A 16,845-nucleotide genomic window follows, 5' to 3' on the forward strand; every position below is an offset into this window, starting at 1 on the left:
CGGCGCCATTGGCTTTCGGCGATGAAGTCCCCGTGACTTCTCACTAGAGCATCGGCCTGTCTCGGGAGCTAAGACGACAGCGATAGGGCAGGACGAGGCCAGAACGAAAGGCCGGGCGAATCGCCAACGCAAAGCGGACCCGCCCCAACTTACGTCACCGGCCGCGCCTTGTTCTTCGCCGTCTGCGTGTCCCGCACCGGCGGCAGGCCGAACACGCGTCCGTATTCGCGGGTGAATTGCGGCACGCTTTCGTAGCCGACCGCGAAGGCGGCGCTGCTCGCGCTGACGCCTTCCGACAACATCAGCCGCCGGGCTTCGATCAGGCGCAGTTGTTTCTGGAACTGCAACGGCGACAGCGAGGTCACTTCGCGGAAGTGTTGGTAAAACGAGGACGGGCTCATGCCGGCGGCCGAGGCGAGGCGCTCGACCGGCAGCGGTTGGGCGAACTCGGCGCGCAGCACGGCCACTGCCCTGGCGACGCGTTGGGCGTTGCTGTTGGGCCAGCCCAGGCGGCGGATCGCCGCGCCGTGCCGGCCGAGCAGCAGCCAGTAATGCAGTTCGCGCAGCAACTGCGTTTGCAGGACCGGCATCGACGCGGGACGGTCGAGCAGGCGCATCAGGCGCAGGGCCGCGTCGGCGACTTCGCTGTCGGTCGGCTCGATCTGCACCGGGAAACGCTCGGCCGTGGGCGCTGCCTGCATTTCCGTCGCCAGGTTGGCGATGACGGCGGCATCGAGTTCCATCACGAAGGACAGGTAGGGCGCGGCAGCGCTGGCCTGGGTGATCTGGCTGACCGTCGGCACGTCGGCGGCGATCAGCAACGAGTCGCCGGCGCCGAAGGCGAAGGTCTGGGGGCCCATCGTGACCTGCTTGCTGCCCTGCAGGACCAGGCAAACCAGCGGCCGCGAGATTTCGTGCAGCAGGCCGCTGGGTGCGGTAGCGCGGATCGCGGCGAGGCCGGGGATCGGAGTGCGGGCCAGGCCGGTCGGGTCGGCATGGGCCTGGGCGTAATGGCCGACGGTATCGAGAAGAGTGGTCACGGGGCGAGCCTACTCCGTCGCTGCGGCGGCACGGGCCAGCCTGGAGGATCAGGCAAACAACGCCGAGATTCCAGCAACCGGCGGCGGGCCGCCGGTCCGATAGTGGCGCCCTCACTCGCCCCAGGATTCGCAGCATGAACAAGATCGCCCTCGTCACCGGCGCCAGCCGCGGGCTCGGCCGCAACACCGCGCTCAACATCGCCCGCCACGGCGGCGATGTCGTTCTGACCTACCAACGTCGGGCCGAAGACGCGGCCGCCGTCGTCGCCGAGATCGAGGCGATGGGGCGCAAGGCCGTCGCCTTGCCGCTCGACACCGGCGACGTCGCCGCGTTCGCGCCGTTCGTGCGGACGCTGCGGACCGCGCTGCAGGACAGGTGGCAGCGCGAGACCTTCGACCACCTCGTCAACAATGCCGGCCACGGCGACAACGCGCCGTTCGAGCGGACGACCGAGGCGCAGTTCGACCGCCTGGTCGACGTCCACTTCAAGGGCGTGTTCTTCCTCACCCAGGCCTTGCTGCCCCTGATCGCCGACGGCGGCCGCATCGTCAATCTGTCGACCGGCCTGACCCGTTTCTCGGCGCCGGGTTGGTCGGCGTATGCGGCGGCGAAGGGCGCGGTGGAAGTGCTGACGGTGTATCTGGCGAAGGAACTCGGCAGCCGCGGCATCGCCGTCAACACGGTGGCGCCGGGCGCGATCGAGACCGACTTCTTCGGCGGCGCGGTGCGCGACACGCCCGAGTTCAACCGCCACTTCGCCGAGATGACCGCGCTCGGCCGCGTCGGCTTGCCCGACGATATCGGGCCGATGATCGCCAGCCTGTTGTCCGAGCAGAACCGTTGGGTCAACGCGCAGCGGATCGAGGTGTCGGGCGGTCAGGCGATCTGAGGCGGCGGCCGCAGCCTGACCTGCGCCGCCTGCTTCTGCGCCGCCAGGAACGCGCGCAGCGAGGCCGGCTTGATCGGCTTGGTCAGCACCCGGCAGCCGCGTTCGCGAGCGGCGAGCTTGAGTGCGTCGCTGCCGTCGCCGGTCAGCAGCGCGGCCGGCAAGGCGATGCCGAGGCGTTCGCGCAGGGCCTCGATGGTGGCGAGGCCGTCGAGGCGGTCGTGCAGGTGGTAGTCGACCAGGGCGACGTCGGGGCCTTGATCGAGCAATGCCAAGGCATCGTCGACGGTCGCGGCCAGCAGCGCGGTCGCGCCCCATCGGTCGAGCAGGGCGCGCATGCCGTCGAGAATCTCGCGGTCGTTGTCGATGCACAACACGCGCAGGCCGGACAGCGAGTCGGCCGCCGACGAATTCGCCGGTTCGACGACGGGCTGGGCGCGCAGTGCCTGGCCGCGCGGCACGAAGATCGAGAACACGCTGCCGCGGCGGATCTGCGAACGCACGCGCAGTGGGTGGTCGAGGGTGCGGGCGATGCGCTGGCAGATCGACAGGCCCAGGCCGAGGCCGCGCTCGCCGCCGCTGCCGGGCTGATCGAAGCGGCGGAACTCGTCGAAGATCTGTTCCAGGTGGTGCTCGGGAATGCCGGGGCCGGTGTCCCAGACCTGCAGTTCGATGCGGCCCGGTTGCGAGGGGTCGTGATGCGGGCGCAGGCGCGCGGCCATCAGCACGCCGCCTTCGCGGGTGTAGCGCAAGGCGTTGGCGAGGAAGTTCTGCAGCGCGCGGCGTAACAGGCGGCGGTCGCTGCGCACCGGCATCGAGGCTTGCGCCAGGCGCACGCGCAGTTCCAGGCCGCGGCCGGCCGCGCTCGGTGCGTACTGCGCGGCGAGTTCGCGCAGCAGTTCGCCGGCGTCGAAGTCGGTCAGTTCGGGGCGCAGCGCGCCGGCGTCCAGGCGGGAGATGTCGAGCAGGCCGTCGAGCAGGTCTTCGGCGGCGCGCAGCGAAGCATCGACGCGTTCGGCCAGGCGCCGTTGTTCGCCGATGTCGTCGCTTTCGCGCAGCGCGGTAGTGAACAGGCGCGCGGCGTTGAGCGGTTGCAGCACGTCGTGGCTGACCGCGGCGAGGAAGCGGGTCTTGGACTGCTGCGCCGATTCGGCTTCCTGGGTGCGTTGCTCGACGCGTTGTTCGAGGTTCTCGTTGGCTTCGCGCAGCGCCTGTTCGGCGCGCTTGTAGTCGGTCACATCGCTGTAGCTGGTGACGTAGCCGCCGCCGACCAGCGGGCGGCCGACCATCTCGATGACCTGGCCGTTGGCGCGCACGCGCTCGAACACGTGCGGCGCACCGGCGCGCAGGTGGGCGAGGCGGCGGCCGACCAGTTCGTCGATGGCGCGTTCGTCGAGCGGGCCGGTGCCCATCTCGCCGCGTTCGGCGTTCCAGCGCAGCAGGTCGCCGACCGGGCGGCCGACGTAGAGCATGCCGTCCGGGTAGTCGAACAGTTCCTGATAGCGCCGGTTCCACGCGACCAGGCGCATTTCCGGGTCGACCACGCTGACCCCCTGGCTGATGTTCTCCAGGGTGGTCGACAGCACCTGGCGGTTGAAACGCAGCTCTTGGTTGGCCTCGTCGAGCAGGGCCACCACTTCGCCGAGTTCCATGCCCGAGCCGCGCAGCGCGCTGGTCAGGGTGAGGCGCGCCGAGGCCGCGCCGATGGCCGAGGCGAGCAGGCGTTCGGTGAACTGGGCCAGGGCGCGGTCGGCCGGTTGCAGCGGCTGCCATTCGCGGCCTTGCTGGTGGGCGTAGTCCTCGAAGGCGCGGCGCGCATGGCGTTCGCCGACGATGCGTTCGGCCAGGGTCAGCAGTTCGCCGCTGCGCACGCTGCCGGCCCAGCCGCCGGGGCCGAGCGCGGGGCGGCGCACGTAGGGGTCGAGGAAGGGCGCGGCGAGCAACTGGTCCTGCAAGCGCGGGCGCTGCCGCACCGAGATGAACAGGAAGGCGCCGATGTTGAACAGCAGCGACCAGAACGTGCCGTGGGTCAGCGGGTCCCAACCGACCAGGCCGAACAGTTGCTCCGGGCGCAGCCAGACGATGTCGAGCGGGCCGGTCGCGAGCCAAGCATCGGGAATCCAGCCGCCGCGCGCGAGCGCCGGCAGCAGCAAGGTATAGATCCACAGCACGGTGCCGGCGAACAGGCCCGAGAACGCGCCCGAACGGCTGGCGCCGCGCCAGTACAGGCCGCCGATCAGCGCCGGGGCGAATTGCGCGACCGCGGCGAAGGCGAGCAGGCCGTGTTGGGCCAAACCGTTCGAGCCGAGCGAACCGCGGTGGTAGGCATAGGCCATCAGCGCCAGCATGACGATGGTGATGCGCCGCACCCACAACACTTGGCGGTCGATGCCCTGGCTTTCGTTCAAGGCGCCGCTGCGCAGCAGCAGCGGCACCACCAGGTCATTGCTGACCATGGTCGACAGCGCGACGCTGGAGACGATGACCATGCCGGTCGCGGCCGAGAAGCCGCCGATGTAGACCATCAACGCCAGCGCCTGCTGGTCGAACTGCAGCGGCAGCGCCAGCACGTAGGTGTCGGGGGAGATGCCGCTGCCGGCGAGCACGGCCTGGCCGGTCAGGGTGATCGGCACCACCAGCACGGTGATCAGCGCCAGATAGCCGCCGAACAGCCAGCGCGCCGCACGCAGGTCGTTCGGGTCCTGGCACTCGACCACGGCGACGTGGAACTGGCGCGGCAGGCAGATGATCGCGGTGAAGGCGAGCAGGGTCTGGGTGACGAAACCGGCCGGCAGGCCGGGTTGGATCACCACCTGCGCGGCCTGTTGAATACGTTGCGGGAAATTGCCGAGGCCGGGCAGGTGCAGCAACGCGAACACGCCGATGGCGATGAAGGCGATCAGCTTGACCAGCGACTCCAGCGCGACCGCGAGCACCATGCCGTGATGGTGTTCGGTGGCGTCGATCTGGCGCGTGCCGAACAGGATCGCGAACACCGCCAGCATCATCGCCACGTAGAACGCCGGGTCGGCGAGCAGGCCGCCGTCGGACGGCACCCCGGCCAGCACTTCCACGCTCATCGCCACCGCCTTGAACTGCAGGGCGACGTAGGGCACCGCGGCGGTCAGTGCGACCGCGGCGACCAGGGCGGCCAGGCCGGGTGCGCGGCCGTAGCGCGAGGACAGGAAGTCGGCGATCGAGACGATGCGGTGTTCGCCGGAGATCAGCACCAGGCGTTCGAGGATGCGCCAGCCGAACGCCAGCATCAGCAGCGGGCCGAGGTAGATCGGCAGGAAGCCCAGGCCGGTGCGCGCGGCGGTGCCGACCGCGCCGTAGAAAGTCCACGACGAGCAATAGACGGCGAGCGCGAGCGAGTACACCGCGGTGCGCAGCCAGCGCGCGCGCGGCGTGCGTTCGCGCTGGTCGCCGTAATAGGCGACCGCGAACAGCAGGCCGACGTAGCCGGCCGATACCAGCAGCAGAATCCAGCCTGGGATCAAGGGCGCGGGTTCGGAATCGGTGAAGTCGGTCGAGTGTACGGCCTGGGCGCGCGGGTCGGACCGGTGCCGGGCGAATCGGCGCCGGGCCGCCGGCACGCTCGCGCTGAGGCCACGGTCAAGGTTCAGCGATACGGCCGCGGAGGGAACCACTGCGATCACGGTTTCGGCCGGGGCGATCTGAGAGCGTGCTGCGGCGCCGGCCCGTCGCCGCGCGCTCCGACTCATCACCCCCGGCGTCTGCACCGCGACGCTGCGCCGCCGTCCGCACGGCGGCCGACCGCCGTTGCGACTGCTCTGTGCGCCATCGCCGCTCCAGGAGGGAAACCGCAATGAAGTCCGGAACCACGAAATTCTTCGCGCCCACGCTGCTCGCCATCGCCCTGAGTTCGGGTCTGGCCCTATCCTTCGCCCCAGAAGCCCGTGCCGCCGTCCCCGCGCCGCTGAAGATCGCCGAGCAGCGCAGCGCCGACCTGCGCCTGGGCGCCGGCGGCAAAGCCGCGTTCGAGCCGGTCGAAATCCGCACGCCCGACGCGGCTTTCATCAAGGTGCACTTCGACCGCTTCTCGCTGCCCGAAGGAGTCATGCTGGAAGTCGCCAGCCCCGACGGCCGCGAGGTCTATCGCTACGGCAACACCCAGCGCGACCGCTACACCGTCGCCAAGGACCTCGGCCAGGACGGCCGCCTGAGCTTCTCGGCGATGTCGATCGGCGGCCCGGTCGCGGTGCTGCGCCTGGTCGGCACGCCGCGCGAGCCCTGGAACTCCGGGCACGGCGTGGTGGTGACGCGTTATCTGGAAGGTTATCCCGAGGCGATGCTCGGCGAATTGCAGGATGCGAATCTGCTCGGCGGCCAGGTCGGCACCAAGTCGATCTGCGGTGTCGACGACAAGAAGGCCGCGGCGTGTTACGCCAGCAGCGACGCCGCCGCCTTCGATCGTTCGCGCCCGGTCGCGCGCATGCTCAGCAGCGGCGGCAGCCTGTGCACGGCGTGGCGCGTCGGTCCCGACAACCGCATGTTCACCAACAACCACTGCATCAACACCGCCGCGGCGGTGGCCGGCGCCGAGTTCTGGTTCAACTATCAGCTCAGCAGTTGCGGCGGCGCGCAGGGCACGGTGACCAAGGTCGCCGGCGACCAGATGCTGCGCACCGATGCCACGCTCGACTACACGCTGTTCACGGTCAAGAACTTCGCGACCATTTCCAGCTTCGGCTACCTCGGTCTGGACGTGCGCGCCGCGACCGCGGGCGAGGGCTTGTTCATCTCCGGCCACCCGGGTGGACGCCTGAAGGAACTCAGCGTCGTCGACGACCGCAACGGCGGCGGCAGCTGCCGCGTCGATTCGGCCAACGTCAACGGCAACGGCACCAATACCGACATCGGTTATTACTGCGACACCGAAGGCGGCAGCTCGGGCTCGCCGGTGATCGCGCGCTCCACGCGCAAGGCCATCGCCCTGCACCACTTCGGCGGCTGCCTGAATTCCGGCGCGAAGTTCTCCTTGATCTGGCCGCAGGTCTCGAGCCATTTCGGCGGGGTCGTGCCGGACGGCGACGACGGCGGCGGCACGCCGGCGCCGCGGTTCGAGAACACCACCGACTATGCGATCAACGACAACGCCACCGTCGACAGCCCGGTCACGGTCAGCGGCATCAGCGGCAGCGTGCAGACGGTGAGGGTCGAGGTGGCCATCGTGCATACCTACCAGGGCGATCTGAAGGTTGACTTGGTCGCGCCCGACGGCAGCCTCTACAACTTGCATAACCGCACCGGCGGCAGCACCGACAACATCAACAAGGTCTATACCGTGCCCGTCAGCGAGATCGCCAACGGCGTGTGGAAGCTGCGCGTCAACGACAACGCCGCGCAGGACGTCGGCAAGATCGACCGCTGGGCCTTGCAGTTCTGAGCCCATGCGGCATGAGGCGCGGCCCGCATGCGGGCCGCGCTTCGCGCTTCACTTGTAGGAGCTGGGTGAGCTGCGACCGCGAGATCGCAGATCGCGCCGTAATCGTGAGGCATCGTGGTCGCGGCTTGCGCCGCTCCTACCCTTAAAGCGACGCGCCCCACGATTGGGGCGCCATCCGCCGCTGCATCGCGTTCAGCTCATGCGCACACACGCGCTGCGCGCTCGATCCAAGTTCCGCACATCCGCGCCGCGAATCCGATCGCGGTCACGTTTGCATGCGGTTTTGGTGTTGCGCGAGGCGTCCGTGCGGCGTTCGCGCTGTGCAAGCTCGTGCGCGGCGCATGCGTGCCGTTCGCAGTCGCGTAGAGAGCGCCGGATCGCAATCTAGGAGACGACATGACTATCGCAAGGATTTCGCCGCAGGCGTTCGGCCTGCTGATCGGCGCCTGCCTGTTGAGCGGCACCGCCTTCGCCGCCGACACCCGCCCGGCCCCGCTGACCGCCGGCCAGACGCGTGCCGTCGACCTGCGGCTGGGACCGCATCTGGGCCTGTCGAAGTCGGCATGGTCGCAGCCGGTGCGGATCGGCACGCCCGATGCGGCCTTCATCAAAGTGCACTTCGAACACTTCGATTTACCGGCAGGCGTGACCCTGCAGGTGTCGAACCCGCAGGGCACCGAGGTCTATCGCTATCGCCAGGGCGACCTGGGTCGCCACACGGTCGATGCCGCGCTCGGCGAGGACGGCAAGACCCGTTTCGGCGCGATGTCGATCGCCGGCAATACCGCGGTGCTGCGCCTGGTCGGCACGCCGACCGAGCCGTGGGCCCCGCGGCACGGCGTGCGCGTGAGCCGTTACGACGAAGGCTTGCCGCAAGCGTTGATGGGCGAGTTGAACGATGCCGGCCTGCTCGGCGGCGACGTCTCGGCCAAGTCGATCTGCGGGGTCAAGGACAGCCGCCCGGTCGCCTGCTATGCCGGCACCGACGCCACCGCGGTCGCGCGCTCCAAGCCGGTCGCGCTGATCCTGCTCAACGGGACCAAGTGGTGTACGGCCTGGCGCGTGGGCGCCGACAACCGCATCTTCACCAACAACCACTGCCTCGACAGCGCCGCCGACGTGGCCGCGTCCGAGTACTGGTTCAACTACCAGGCCACCACCTGCACCGGCACTACCAGCGGCACCTTGACCAAGGTCGCCGGCGACAAGTTGCTCAAGACCGATCAGACCCTGGACTACAGCCTGCTCACGGTGAAGAACTTCGCCGCCATTTCCAGCTTCGGTTACCTGAGCCTGGAGGTGCGCAAGCCGGTGCTCGGCGAGGAGATCTACATCAGCGGCCATCCCGCCACGCGCATGAAGGAGTTGTCGGTGGTCAGCGATCGCGACGGCGGCGGCCGCTGCAAGGTCATCGACGCCGATGCCGACGGTTACGGCACCAACACCGATGCCGGCTACTACTGCGACACCGAAGGCGGCAACTCCGGCTCGCCGGTGCTGGCGCGCTCCTCGCACAAGGTCGTCGCGTTGCACCACTTCGGCGGCAACTGCAATCTGCAGGCACCGAACCGCGGCGTGAAGATGCAGTTGATCTGGCCGCAGGTGAAGTCGTTCTTCAACAACGTGGTGCCCTGAGCTGCGTCTAACCGTACAGCCGTGCGGATTGCCGCACGGCTGTACGCGAGCGGCTGTGGCGGTTGGAAGAGTTACTGCGTCATCCGCCTGCCGTCGTTCCCGCGAAGGCGGGCTCCACTTTACTTCGGCGCAGCCGAATACTTAGGGCTCTATCGAAGCAATGCGCTGAAGTCTCTGCGGCCCGGCCAGGGCGCATGGCGCCCTGGCGTTCATGGATGCGCGAGCCAGTGGCTCGCAAACGCATCCATTCACCCCGTCTTCGCTTGGATGACGGTTGGGAAAGGCGTTACCTCATCTACCTGCTGTCGCTCCAGCGAAGGCGGGAGCACAGGGCTTTACCGAGGCATTGCGCTGAAGTCTCTGGACCCCCGCCTTCGCGGGGGTGACGGCTGAGAGCGTTGTTCTCGATGACGTGCGCGAGAATCATCGACTCCCGACTCCCGACTCCCGACTCCCGACTCCCGACTCCCGACTCCCGATTCCCGATTCCCGATTCCCGATTCCCGATTCCCGATTCCCGATTCCCGATTCCGGGCAAAAGAAAACCCGCCACGTGGGCGGGTTCTCTTCTGAAGGCTTTGGATCTCCGCTTACGCGGGGATGAGGCCTTGGCAACGCCGTTCGCGCGCGGCGCGAACGGGCCAAGACATCACTTGATCTTGCCTTCCTTGTAGATCACGTGCTTGCGAACGACGGGGTCGTACTTCTTGACCTCCATCTTCGCCGGGGTGTTCTTCTTGTTCTTGTCGGTCGTGTAGAAGTGACCGGTGTTCGCCGTCGAGATCAGGCGGATCTTGTCGCGCTTGGAAGCCATGGGTCAGTCCTCCTCAGATCTTTTCGCCGCGGGCGCGGAGCTCGGCGAGAACGGAGTCGATGCCGTTCTTGTCGATGGTGCGCAGGGCATGGGCGGAAACACGCAGCTTCACCCAACGGTTCTCACTGGCGACCCAGAAACGGCGCTCGTGCAGGTTGGGGAGGAAACGGCGGCGGGTTTTGTTCATGGCATGCGAGACGTTGTTACCAGTCGTCGTTCGCTTGCCCGATACTTGGCATACGCGGGACATTACGCACCTCGAAAAGGTCTGTGCTTCCCTTGGCCAGGGAGGCGGCGGCCCCGATGCCGACATTCGATCGAATGCTGCATCACGCGACACGGGTCAGGATTGAAAACCGCTGCACCATGGCGGGCCGGAATCGCGTTTCCGGGTCCGCCCGGATACCCCTAAGGGCAAGCCGGACGCAGCGAGCCGCGCATTATGCCGGCAAATGCAAGCCGGAACAAGCACTTGGGCCGAGCAGGGGGCGAAACCGCCGGCACCGCGCCCTGGGTAGGAGCGGCGTGAGCCGCGACCGCGGGGTGACAGCTCGCGGCGGAGGGGTCGGCCAGAGGTTTCGAGGGCCAGGGTCGGAGTCTACGGGCCGGTGGCGCCGTGCTCGGGGTTGCGCGGTCGCGGCTCGCGCCGCTCCTACCCTTGGAGCCCAGGTAATCGCAGATCAGCCTGAGACGCTCAGTGGCCGTTGCGATCGCGGTGCCAGCCGCGGTGCTTGATGTCCAGGTACAGGCTGTAGGCGGCGGTAAAGGCCGGGAACAGGTTCTGGATCACGCCGACCGAGTCCTGCTTCTGCGAGAACACGAAGTAGCTCAGGGTCATGACGCTGCCGACCAGGCTCATGTACCAGAACGCGCGCGGGATCACCGGCTTGCCCTGGCGCTTGCTGGCGATGAACTGGACCAGCCAGCGGCCGCCGAACATGAAGGCGCCGACCAGGCCGATCAGCTTCCACGGCGACATGTGCAGCCCGGTCCAGGCCAACCACGAGATCGGGGAGTTCATGAAGTCCATGGCGGGCCTCAGCGTTCGACGATCGCGGTGAGCTTGGCCCGGCGGATCAGCCAGGCGACGCCGCGCAGGTCGGCGATGCCGACCAGGGCGCGGTTGAGGTTGTTGTACTTGGACACGCCGGTGCTGCGGGCGCGGTGGTTGACCGGCACGCTCACGGTCTTCCAGCCGGCGCGCTGGATCAGCGCCGGCAGGTAGCGGTGCATGTGGTTGAAGTACGGCAGTTCGAGGAAGGCGGCACGCTCGAACAGCTTGATGCCGCAACCGGTGTCGGGGGTGTCGTCGCGCAGCATGCGGCTGCGGATCGCGTTGGCCCACTTGGAGGCCCAGCGCTTGCTGCCGGAGTCCTGGCGGTTGACCCGCCAGCCCGCGAACAGTTTCACCTCGGCGCCGGACTCGGCGCGCTTGGCGAGCAGTTTGGGGATGTCGGCCGGGTCGTTCTGGCCGTCGCCGTCGAGGGTCGCGATCCAGGTGCCGCGCGCGGCTTTGACGCCGTTGCGCACCGCGGTGCTCTGCCCGCTCTGGGTGACGTGGTGCAGCACCCGCAGCTCGGGCACGCCGGCTTTCAGCGCTTCCAGCGCGGCCAGGGTGCCGTCGCGCGAGTGGTCGTCGACGTAGACGATCTCGAAATCGCCGCCGTCGGACGGCGCGCGGCCGCGCAGGGCGGTGGTGATTTCCTGGATCAGCGGGGCGACGTTGTCCTGTTCGTTGAACACCGGTACGACGACGGACAGTTGTGGGCTTTGCGTCATTGCTTGGAACTCGCGATGGATTCGATGCGATTGCGCCCTGGAGCGGACAGGCGAAGGCGGGCGCGCTGCGGGCGAGTGCAGACGCGACCGCCGGTACGCGACGGCACCTCACGCCCCCTTACCGCCGGGGCGCCCGGTCTTTCGGGCTGCCTCCCCCGAGGGGAAGGGAACTGCAGGGGATTCAGGTTCTTCTTGTCGGCGCCGACCGCGAGCGCGGTGGAGCCAGGATAGTGTGTCATCGCGGTGGCGAACCGGAGCTTCACATCGTCACGTGCCGTCGGGAAGCGCCGGTCCGGCCGGCCGCCGCAACCGCGGCCGCCGGAGCCGGCGATGGGTTCAGGCACGGTCGCCGAAGTAGCCGCGGCACCAGTCGACCACCCGCGGCAGACCGAGCTCGATCGAGGTGCTCGGCTCGAAGCCGAACGCCGCCCGGGCGCGGCCGGTGTCGGCCATGGTCTCGATCATGTCGCCCGGCTGCATCGGCTTGTAGACCTTCTCGGCGCTGCGGCCGGCGGCCTCCTCGATCACCGCGATGAAGCGCTCCAGCTCGACCGGGGTGTGGTTGCCCAGGTTGAACACGCGGTGCGGCGGGTCCTGCTCGCAGGGGTGTGCAAGCGCGCCGAGCACGCCGGCGACGATGTCGTCGATGTAGGTGAAGTCGCGCCGCATCTTGCCGTGGTTGAACACGTCGATCGGGCGCCCGGCCAGTACCGCGCGCGAGAACAGCAACGGCGCCATGTCGGGCCGGCCCCAGGGGCCGTAGACCGTGAAGAAGCGCAGGCCGGTCGCGTGCAAGCCGTAGAGGTGGGCGTAGGTGTGCGCCATCAGCTCGTTGGCGGCCTTGGTCGCGGCGTACAGCGAACGCGGCTGGTCGATGCGCTGGTCTTCGGAGAACGGCGGCGTGGCCGAATCGCCGTACACCGAGGAGGAGCTGGCGTAGACCAGGTGGCGCACCTCGCGGTGCCGGCACAGCTCGAGCAGATTGACGAAGCCGGCCAGGTTGCTGTCGACGTAGGCGTGCGGGTGGGTCAGCGAATAGCGCACGCCGGCCTGGGCGGCGAGGTGAATGACGCGTTCGGGCCGGACCTCGTCGAACAGCGCGGCCAGACCGTCGCGATCGCCGAGGTCGAGGGCGCGGATGTCGACATCCGGGCACAGCGCGGCGACGCGGTCGCGTTTGAGTTGCGGGTCGTAGTAGTCGTTGTAGTTATCGAGGCCGATCACCGCCTGGCCTTGCGCGCGCAGGGCGCGGCAGACGTAGGCGCCGATGAAGCCGGCTGCGCCGGTGACGAGGATGGTCATTCGAATTGGACCCGGCTGAGAATATGGAGACTATCGTTGAGGTCGGTGAAACTGCGTGCGTTGATCCAGATATGTACTGTTCTCGCGTACGCGCGCTTGGGGGTGAGTAAGACGATCAGGGTTTCTCTCGCATAAGAGTTGCGAGGCCTGTCGTCACGGCTGCGATACCTGTTTGCCGCGTACCAGAGCACCGGGAACTTACCGACACGACCGCTTTCGCCGCCGGTCCGAGGGCGTCTGTCGAAGCCCGAAAAGTTTCCGAGGTAAACGCTGAAGGCCGCTTCGCGATCAGGATCGTTCTGATCGATTGGGCCGCGCGCGGCGTAGCAGAGCTCGAAATCCGGGCCTTGCTGATGGAGCCAACGCAACCCGCTGGCGGGAGGCAGCGGCGGACAGACCGCTCTGGTTGCCGTCGCCCAGGCATCGGCCGGAACGGCCAGCGCGAGCAGCAACGACAATGCAGCAGATCGGATCATGCGGGCCTGGGGTGATGGCGGGCAGTCATTATCCGCTCGCTCCGCGGCGCGCGCATGGCGCGCGGGCCGCGGTCGCGAGTTTCGTTGCGCTCAGTTCACCGCAATCTGCTTCGACAGGCCGAAGGCCTCGTCGAGCTGTTCCTGGCTGCTCGCATCGATCCAGACATAGACCTTGACCTTGCTCTTGGGCTTGGCGCCGGGCAGGTTGATCTGGGTTTCGCGCGAATACGGACGCGCGTTGTTGACGGTCGCCTTCTTGAACCAGGTGACCGCCTGGGTGCCGACCGTGCCCTTCTCGGCACGCGCCTTCTTGCCCGGCTTGAAGCTGCGCTGGCCGAGGTACACGCCCAGACCGGAACCGGCGCCGAGGCTCGACGGCAGTTCGAGGTAGCAGATGGTGTAGTTGGCGCCCTGGCGTTCGCCCCATTTCAGGCTGGGGTCGCTGAGTTCGGGGCAGGTGCCCGACTGTGCGAAGGCCAGGGCCGGTGCCAGCAACAAGGTGGCGGCGGCAATCCATTTCATACGAATCTCCTTTCGGTGGTGTCGGTATTGGCGGTCGAACGGCAGGCGGTCGAACGGCGGCGCGATGCGTCCGGCCAAGATGGACGCAGCATTTTAGTGGATCGATCCGGCCCTGCCGCCGTAAAGCGTCACAGGACGGCCCCGCCTCGTCCCCGCAGGCTATGCCGGACGAATCGAGCCCGTGCTCGACTTGCGCCGGCGGCAAGTCGCGGCGGGTAGCGCTGGGCTTGGGGTCATTGCTTAAGGGTAGGAGCGGCGCGTGACGCGACTGCGAACCTGCCGGGGGAATTCGTCGGAGTCCGGCGGGGTGCCGCGTCCAGCGCGGCGCGACCCGCCAGGCGGCGCTTAGGCCTCGACCTTGCCGCGCAGCCGTTCCAGCACGCCTTCGAGCGAATCCAGATCGGTGTAGTGGATGACCAGGCGGCCCTTGCCGCCGCGGCCGTGCAGCACGTTGACCTTGGTGCTCAGCGATTCGGACAGTTCGCGTTCCAGGGTGACGATGTCGGCCTGCGGCTTGGCCTTGGCCGGCTTGGGTTTGCCCGACACCGGCACCTTGCCGGCGGCGAGCTGCTGCACGCGGTGTTCGACGTCGCGCACCGACCACTGGTTTTCGGCGGCCTGGCGGGCGAGCGCGATCGCCGCCTGCGGGGCCAGCGTGAGCAGGGCGCGCGCATGGCCCATCTCGAGGGCGCGGGTTTCGACCAGGATGCGGATCTCGCTCGGCAGTTCGAGCAGGCGCAGCAGGTTGGACACCGCCGCGCGCGAACGGCCGACCGCTTCGGCGGCCTGGGCGTGGGTGAGGTCGAATTCGTCGATCAGCCGCTGCAGCGCGGTGGCTTCCTCGAGCGGATTGAGGTCTTCGCGCTGGATGTTCTCGATCAGCGCCATCGCGACCACGGTGCGGTCGTCGACTTCGCGGATCACCACCGGAATCACGTCGAGCCCGGCCAGGCGCGAGGCGCGCCAGCGGCGCTCGCCGGCGATGATCTCGTAGGTCTTGCCGCCCTTCTCGCCGATCTCGCGCACCACGATGGGCTGGATCACGCCCTGGGCCTTGATCGACTCGGCCAGCTCGGCCAGCTTGTCCTCGTCCCAGTGCTTGCGCGGCTGGTACTTGCCGGGGCTCAGCGAATCGACCGGCAGGTTGCGCAACAGGTCGCCGGGCTGGGCTTCGACCAGGGTCGGCGCTTCGGCGGCGGCCTTGGGGCCGAGCAGGGCTTCGAGGCCGCGGCCGAGGCCGCGCTTCTTGGCAGGGTGACTCATGCCGGGGTCTCCGCAGTGACGGCGCGCGCGGCGGTCTTGGCGGCCTGGTCGCGTTCGCGCTGGCGACGCAGCACTTCGCCGGCCAGACCCAGGTAGGCGATGCCGCCGCGGCTGGCCTTGTCGTAGCCGACGATGCTCTGACCGTGGCTCGGTGCCTCGGCCAGGCGCACGTTGCGCGGCACGATGGTCCGGAACACGCGGTCGCCGAAGTGGTTGGTGAGTTCGGCCGAAACCGCGTTGGCGAGGTTGTTGCGCACGTCGAACATGGTGCGCAGCACGCCTTCGATTTCGAGTGAAGGATTGAGGTTGGCCTTGAGCGCCTCGATCGTGTCGACCAGCGCGCTGAGGCCTTCCAGTGCGTAGTACTCGCACTGCATCGGCACGATGATCGAGTCGGCCGCGGTCAGCGCGTTCAGGGTCAGCAGCGACAGCGCCGGCGGGCAGTCGATGATGATGAAGTCGTAGTTGCCGCGCAGCGGCGCCAGCGCGCGCTTGAGCCGCTGCTCGCGTTCGCTCTCGCCCATCAGGGTGATCTCGGCCGCGGTCAGGTCGATGTTGCCGGGCAGCAGGTCGAAGTCCTCGGGCGCCCGCACGATGGTCGCGGCGGCGTCGGCTTCGCCGAGCAGGACATCGCAGATCGAGTCCTCGAGCTGGCGCTTGTCGATGCCGCTGCCCATGGTCGCGTTGCCCTGCGGGTCCAGGTCGACGAGCAGGACGCGCTTGGGCGTACGCGCTAGCGCGGCGGCCAGGTTGACCGCGGTGGTGGTCTTGCCGACCCCGCCTTTTTGGTTGGCGACGGCGATGATGCGGGCCATGCGGCTCGTCCCCTGCTGTAACGGTGAGATGACATGAAGGAGGACGGCGCCTGGCGCCGGCCGGACTGGGGATTATGCCCCAGGGCGGGAGTCGGGGAGGGGACCGGGGATCAGGAAGCGCCGGCCGCCTCGCCGCTGCGCCCGACCACCACCATGTGCCGCTCGGCGGCCAGGCCGGGCACCCGCATCGGTTCGACCGAGCGTACGCTCCAGCCGGCCGGCAGGGCAGCGATCTCCTCGTCCGGGCGCACGCCCTTCATCGCCAGCAGCACGCCGCCGGGCTTGAGCAGGTGGCCGCCGAGTTCGAGGATCAGCGGCAGGGTCGCCAGGGCGCGCGCGGTGATCGCATCGAACGCGCCGGGTTCGGCGAAGGCCTCGATCCGCGATTCGGCCACGCGCGCATCCTTCAGACCCAACTGGCGCAAGGCTTCGCGCATGAAGCGGGCCTTCTTGCCGTTGCTCTCGACCAGGGTCACGCGCAGGCCGGGCTTGACGATGGCGAGCGGAATGCCGGGCAGGCCGGCGCCGGTGCCCAAGTCGGCCAGGGCGCCGCCGCGACCGGCGAGCTCCTCGACGTAAGGGTGCATGGCCAGGGAGTCGAGCAGGTGCTTGCCGACCATCTCGTGCGGGTCGCGCACGGCGGTCAGGTTGTAGGTGCGGTTCCAGCGCGCGAGCAGGGCCAGATAATCCAGCAAGGGCGCGGCCAGGGCCGGATCGAGGGCGAGCGCGGACAAGCCGGCTTCGAGCTCGCTGCGCAGCCCGGGCGGTAGGGAAACGGGGGTATTCATCGGCGACAGTATCGCCGATGGGCCGAGTCGGGCGCAGCCAGGAGCAGCCAGGAGCAGTGGGTGGGGTGTACGAACGATGGTTGCGGTGCCGGTCGCGCAGGCGCTGCAAGGGCG

Annotated in this window: 15 protein-coding genes; 3 read left to right on the forward strand and 12 right to left on the reverse strand. The window is 68.5% G+C overall.

The annotated features are described in order from the left end of the window. Positions 1-149: 149 nt before the first annotated feature. The gene (locus LC490_RS03095; protein ID WP_223619260.1) at positions 150-1,040 is read right to left on the reverse strand and encodes an AraC family transcriptional regulator; all 891 of its coding nucleotides are present in this window, start codon (positions 1,038-1,040) and stop codon (positions 150-152) included. Between the two features lie 134 nt (positions 1,041-1,174). On the opposite strand from LC490_RS03095, the gene LC490_RS03100 reads away from it, so the two are divergent. Continuing rightward, the gene (locus tag LC490_RS03100; RefSeq protein WP_223619261.1) at positions 1,175-1,930 is read left to right on the forward strand and encodes an SDR family oxidoreductase; all 756 of its coding nucleotides are present in this window, start codon (positions 1,175-1,177) and stop codon (positions 1,928-1,930) included. On the opposite strand, the gene LC490_RS03105 is transcribed toward LC490_RS03100, so the two are convergent. Continuing rightward, positions 1,918-5,427 carry a PAS domain-containing hybrid sensor histidine kinase/response regulator gene (locus tag LC490_RS03105; RefSeq protein WP_223619262.1) on the reverse strand — a complete coding sequence of 1,170 codons (3,510 nt, stop codon included), beginning with the start codon at positions 5,425-5,427 and terminating at the stop codon, positions 1,918-1,920. The genes LC490_RS03100 and LC490_RS03105 overlap by 13 nt on opposite strands. A gap of 329 nt (positions 5,428-5,756) precedes the next feature. Between LC490_RS03105 and LC490_RS03110 the strand changes: the two genes are divergently transcribed. Both LC490_RS03110 and LC490_RS03115 read left to right on the forward strand, forming a co-directional pair. Continuing rightward, on the forward strand, positions 5,757-7,337 hold the full coding sequence (locus LC490_RS03110; RefSeq protein ID WP_223619263.1) for a proprotein convertase P-domain-containing protein: 1,581 nt from the start codon (positions 5,757-5,759) through the stop codon (positions 7,335-7,337). Positions 7,338-7,733: 396 nt separating this feature from the next. Continuing rightward, positions 7,734-8,972: a serine protease gene (locus LC490_RS03115; protein ID WP_051884414.1), complete on the forward strand. Its 1,239-nt coding sequence runs from the start codon at positions 7,734-7,736 to the stop codon at positions 8,970-8,972. Positions 8,973-9,621: 649 nt separating this feature from the next. Here LC490_RS03115 and rpmG read toward each other — a convergent pair. The 10 genes from rpmG to rsmG form a co-directional block, all read right to left on the reverse strand. Next, positions 9,622-9,786 carry a 50S ribosomal protein L33 gene (rpmG, locus tag LC490_RS03120; protein ID WP_031370656.1) on the reverse strand — a complete coding sequence of 55 codons (165 nt, stop codon included), beginning with the start codon at positions 9,784-9,786 and terminating at the stop codon, positions 9,622-9,624. Positions 9,787-9,799: 13 nt separating this feature from the next. Beyond that, complete coding sequence (gene rpmB / locus LC490_RS03125; protein ID WP_031370657.1) at positions 9,800-10,036, reverse strand: 50S ribosomal protein L28; 237 nt, start codon at positions 10,034-10,036, stop codon at positions 9,800-9,802. A gap of 444 nt (positions 10,037-10,480) precedes the next feature. Then, positions 10,481-10,816: a lipid-A-disaccharide synthase N-terminal domain-containing protein gene (locus tag LC490_RS03130; protein WP_223619264.1), complete on the reverse strand. Its 336-nt coding sequence runs from the start codon at positions 10,814-10,816 to the stop codon at positions 10,481-10,483. Positions 10,817-10,824: 8 nt separating this feature from the next. Continuing rightward, positions 10,825-11,565 (reverse strand): glycosyltransferase family 2 protein, encoded by a 741-nt coding sequence (locus tag LC490_RS03135; protein WP_031370659.1) that lies wholly within the window; start codon positions 11,563-11,565, stop codon positions 10,825-10,827. A gap of 336 nt (positions 11,566-11,901) precedes the next feature. Beyond that, positions 11,902-12,867, reverse strand: a complete 966-nt coding sequence (locus tag LC490_RS03140) for an NAD-dependent epimerase/dehydratase family protein (RefSeq protein ID WP_223619265.1) — start codon at positions 12,865-12,867, stop codon at positions 11,902-11,904. Beyond that, the gene (locus LC490_RS03145) at positions 12,864-13,325 is read right to left on the reverse strand and encodes a hypothetical protein (RefSeq protein ID WP_223619266.1); all 462 of its coding nucleotides are present in this window, start codon (positions 13,323-13,325) and stop codon (positions 12,864-12,866) included. Before LC490_RS03145 ends, LC490_RS03140 begins: the two co-directional genes overlap by 4 nt. Positions 13,326-13,433: 108 nt before the next feature. Continuing rightward, complete coding sequence (locus LC490_RS03150) at positions 13,434-13,865, reverse strand: hypothetical protein (protein WP_057972002.1); 432 nt, start codon at positions 13,863-13,865, stop codon at positions 13,434-13,436. Positions 13,866-14,210: 345 nt separating this feature from the next. After that, positions 14,211-15,128, reverse strand: a complete 918-nt coding sequence (locus LC490_RS03155; RefSeq protein WP_057916203.1) for a ParB/RepB/Spo0J family partition protein — start codon at positions 15,126-15,128, stop codon at positions 14,211-14,213. Next, entirely contained in the window at positions 15,125-15,943 is an 819-nt protein-coding gene (locus tag LC490_RS03160) for an AAA family ATPase (protein WP_223619267.1), read from the reverse strand. Before LC490_RS03160 ends, LC490_RS03155 begins: the two co-directional genes overlap by 4 nt. Before the next feature lie 110 nt (positions 15,944-16,053). Then, positions 16,054-16,731: a 16S rRNA (guanine(527)-N(7))-methyltransferase RsmG gene (rsmG, locus tag LC490_RS03165; RefSeq protein WP_223619268.1), complete on the reverse strand. Its 678-nt coding sequence runs from the start codon at positions 16,729-16,731 to the stop codon at positions 16,054-16,056. Between the last annotated feature and the right edge of the window lie 114 nt (positions 16,732-16,845).

This window comes from Lysobacter sp. ESA13C, assembly GCF_019970005.1.
GTDB classification, from domain to species: Bacteria; Pseudomonadota; Gammaproteobacteria; order Xanthomonadales; family Xanthomonadaceae; genus Lysobacter; species Lysobacter antibioticus_B.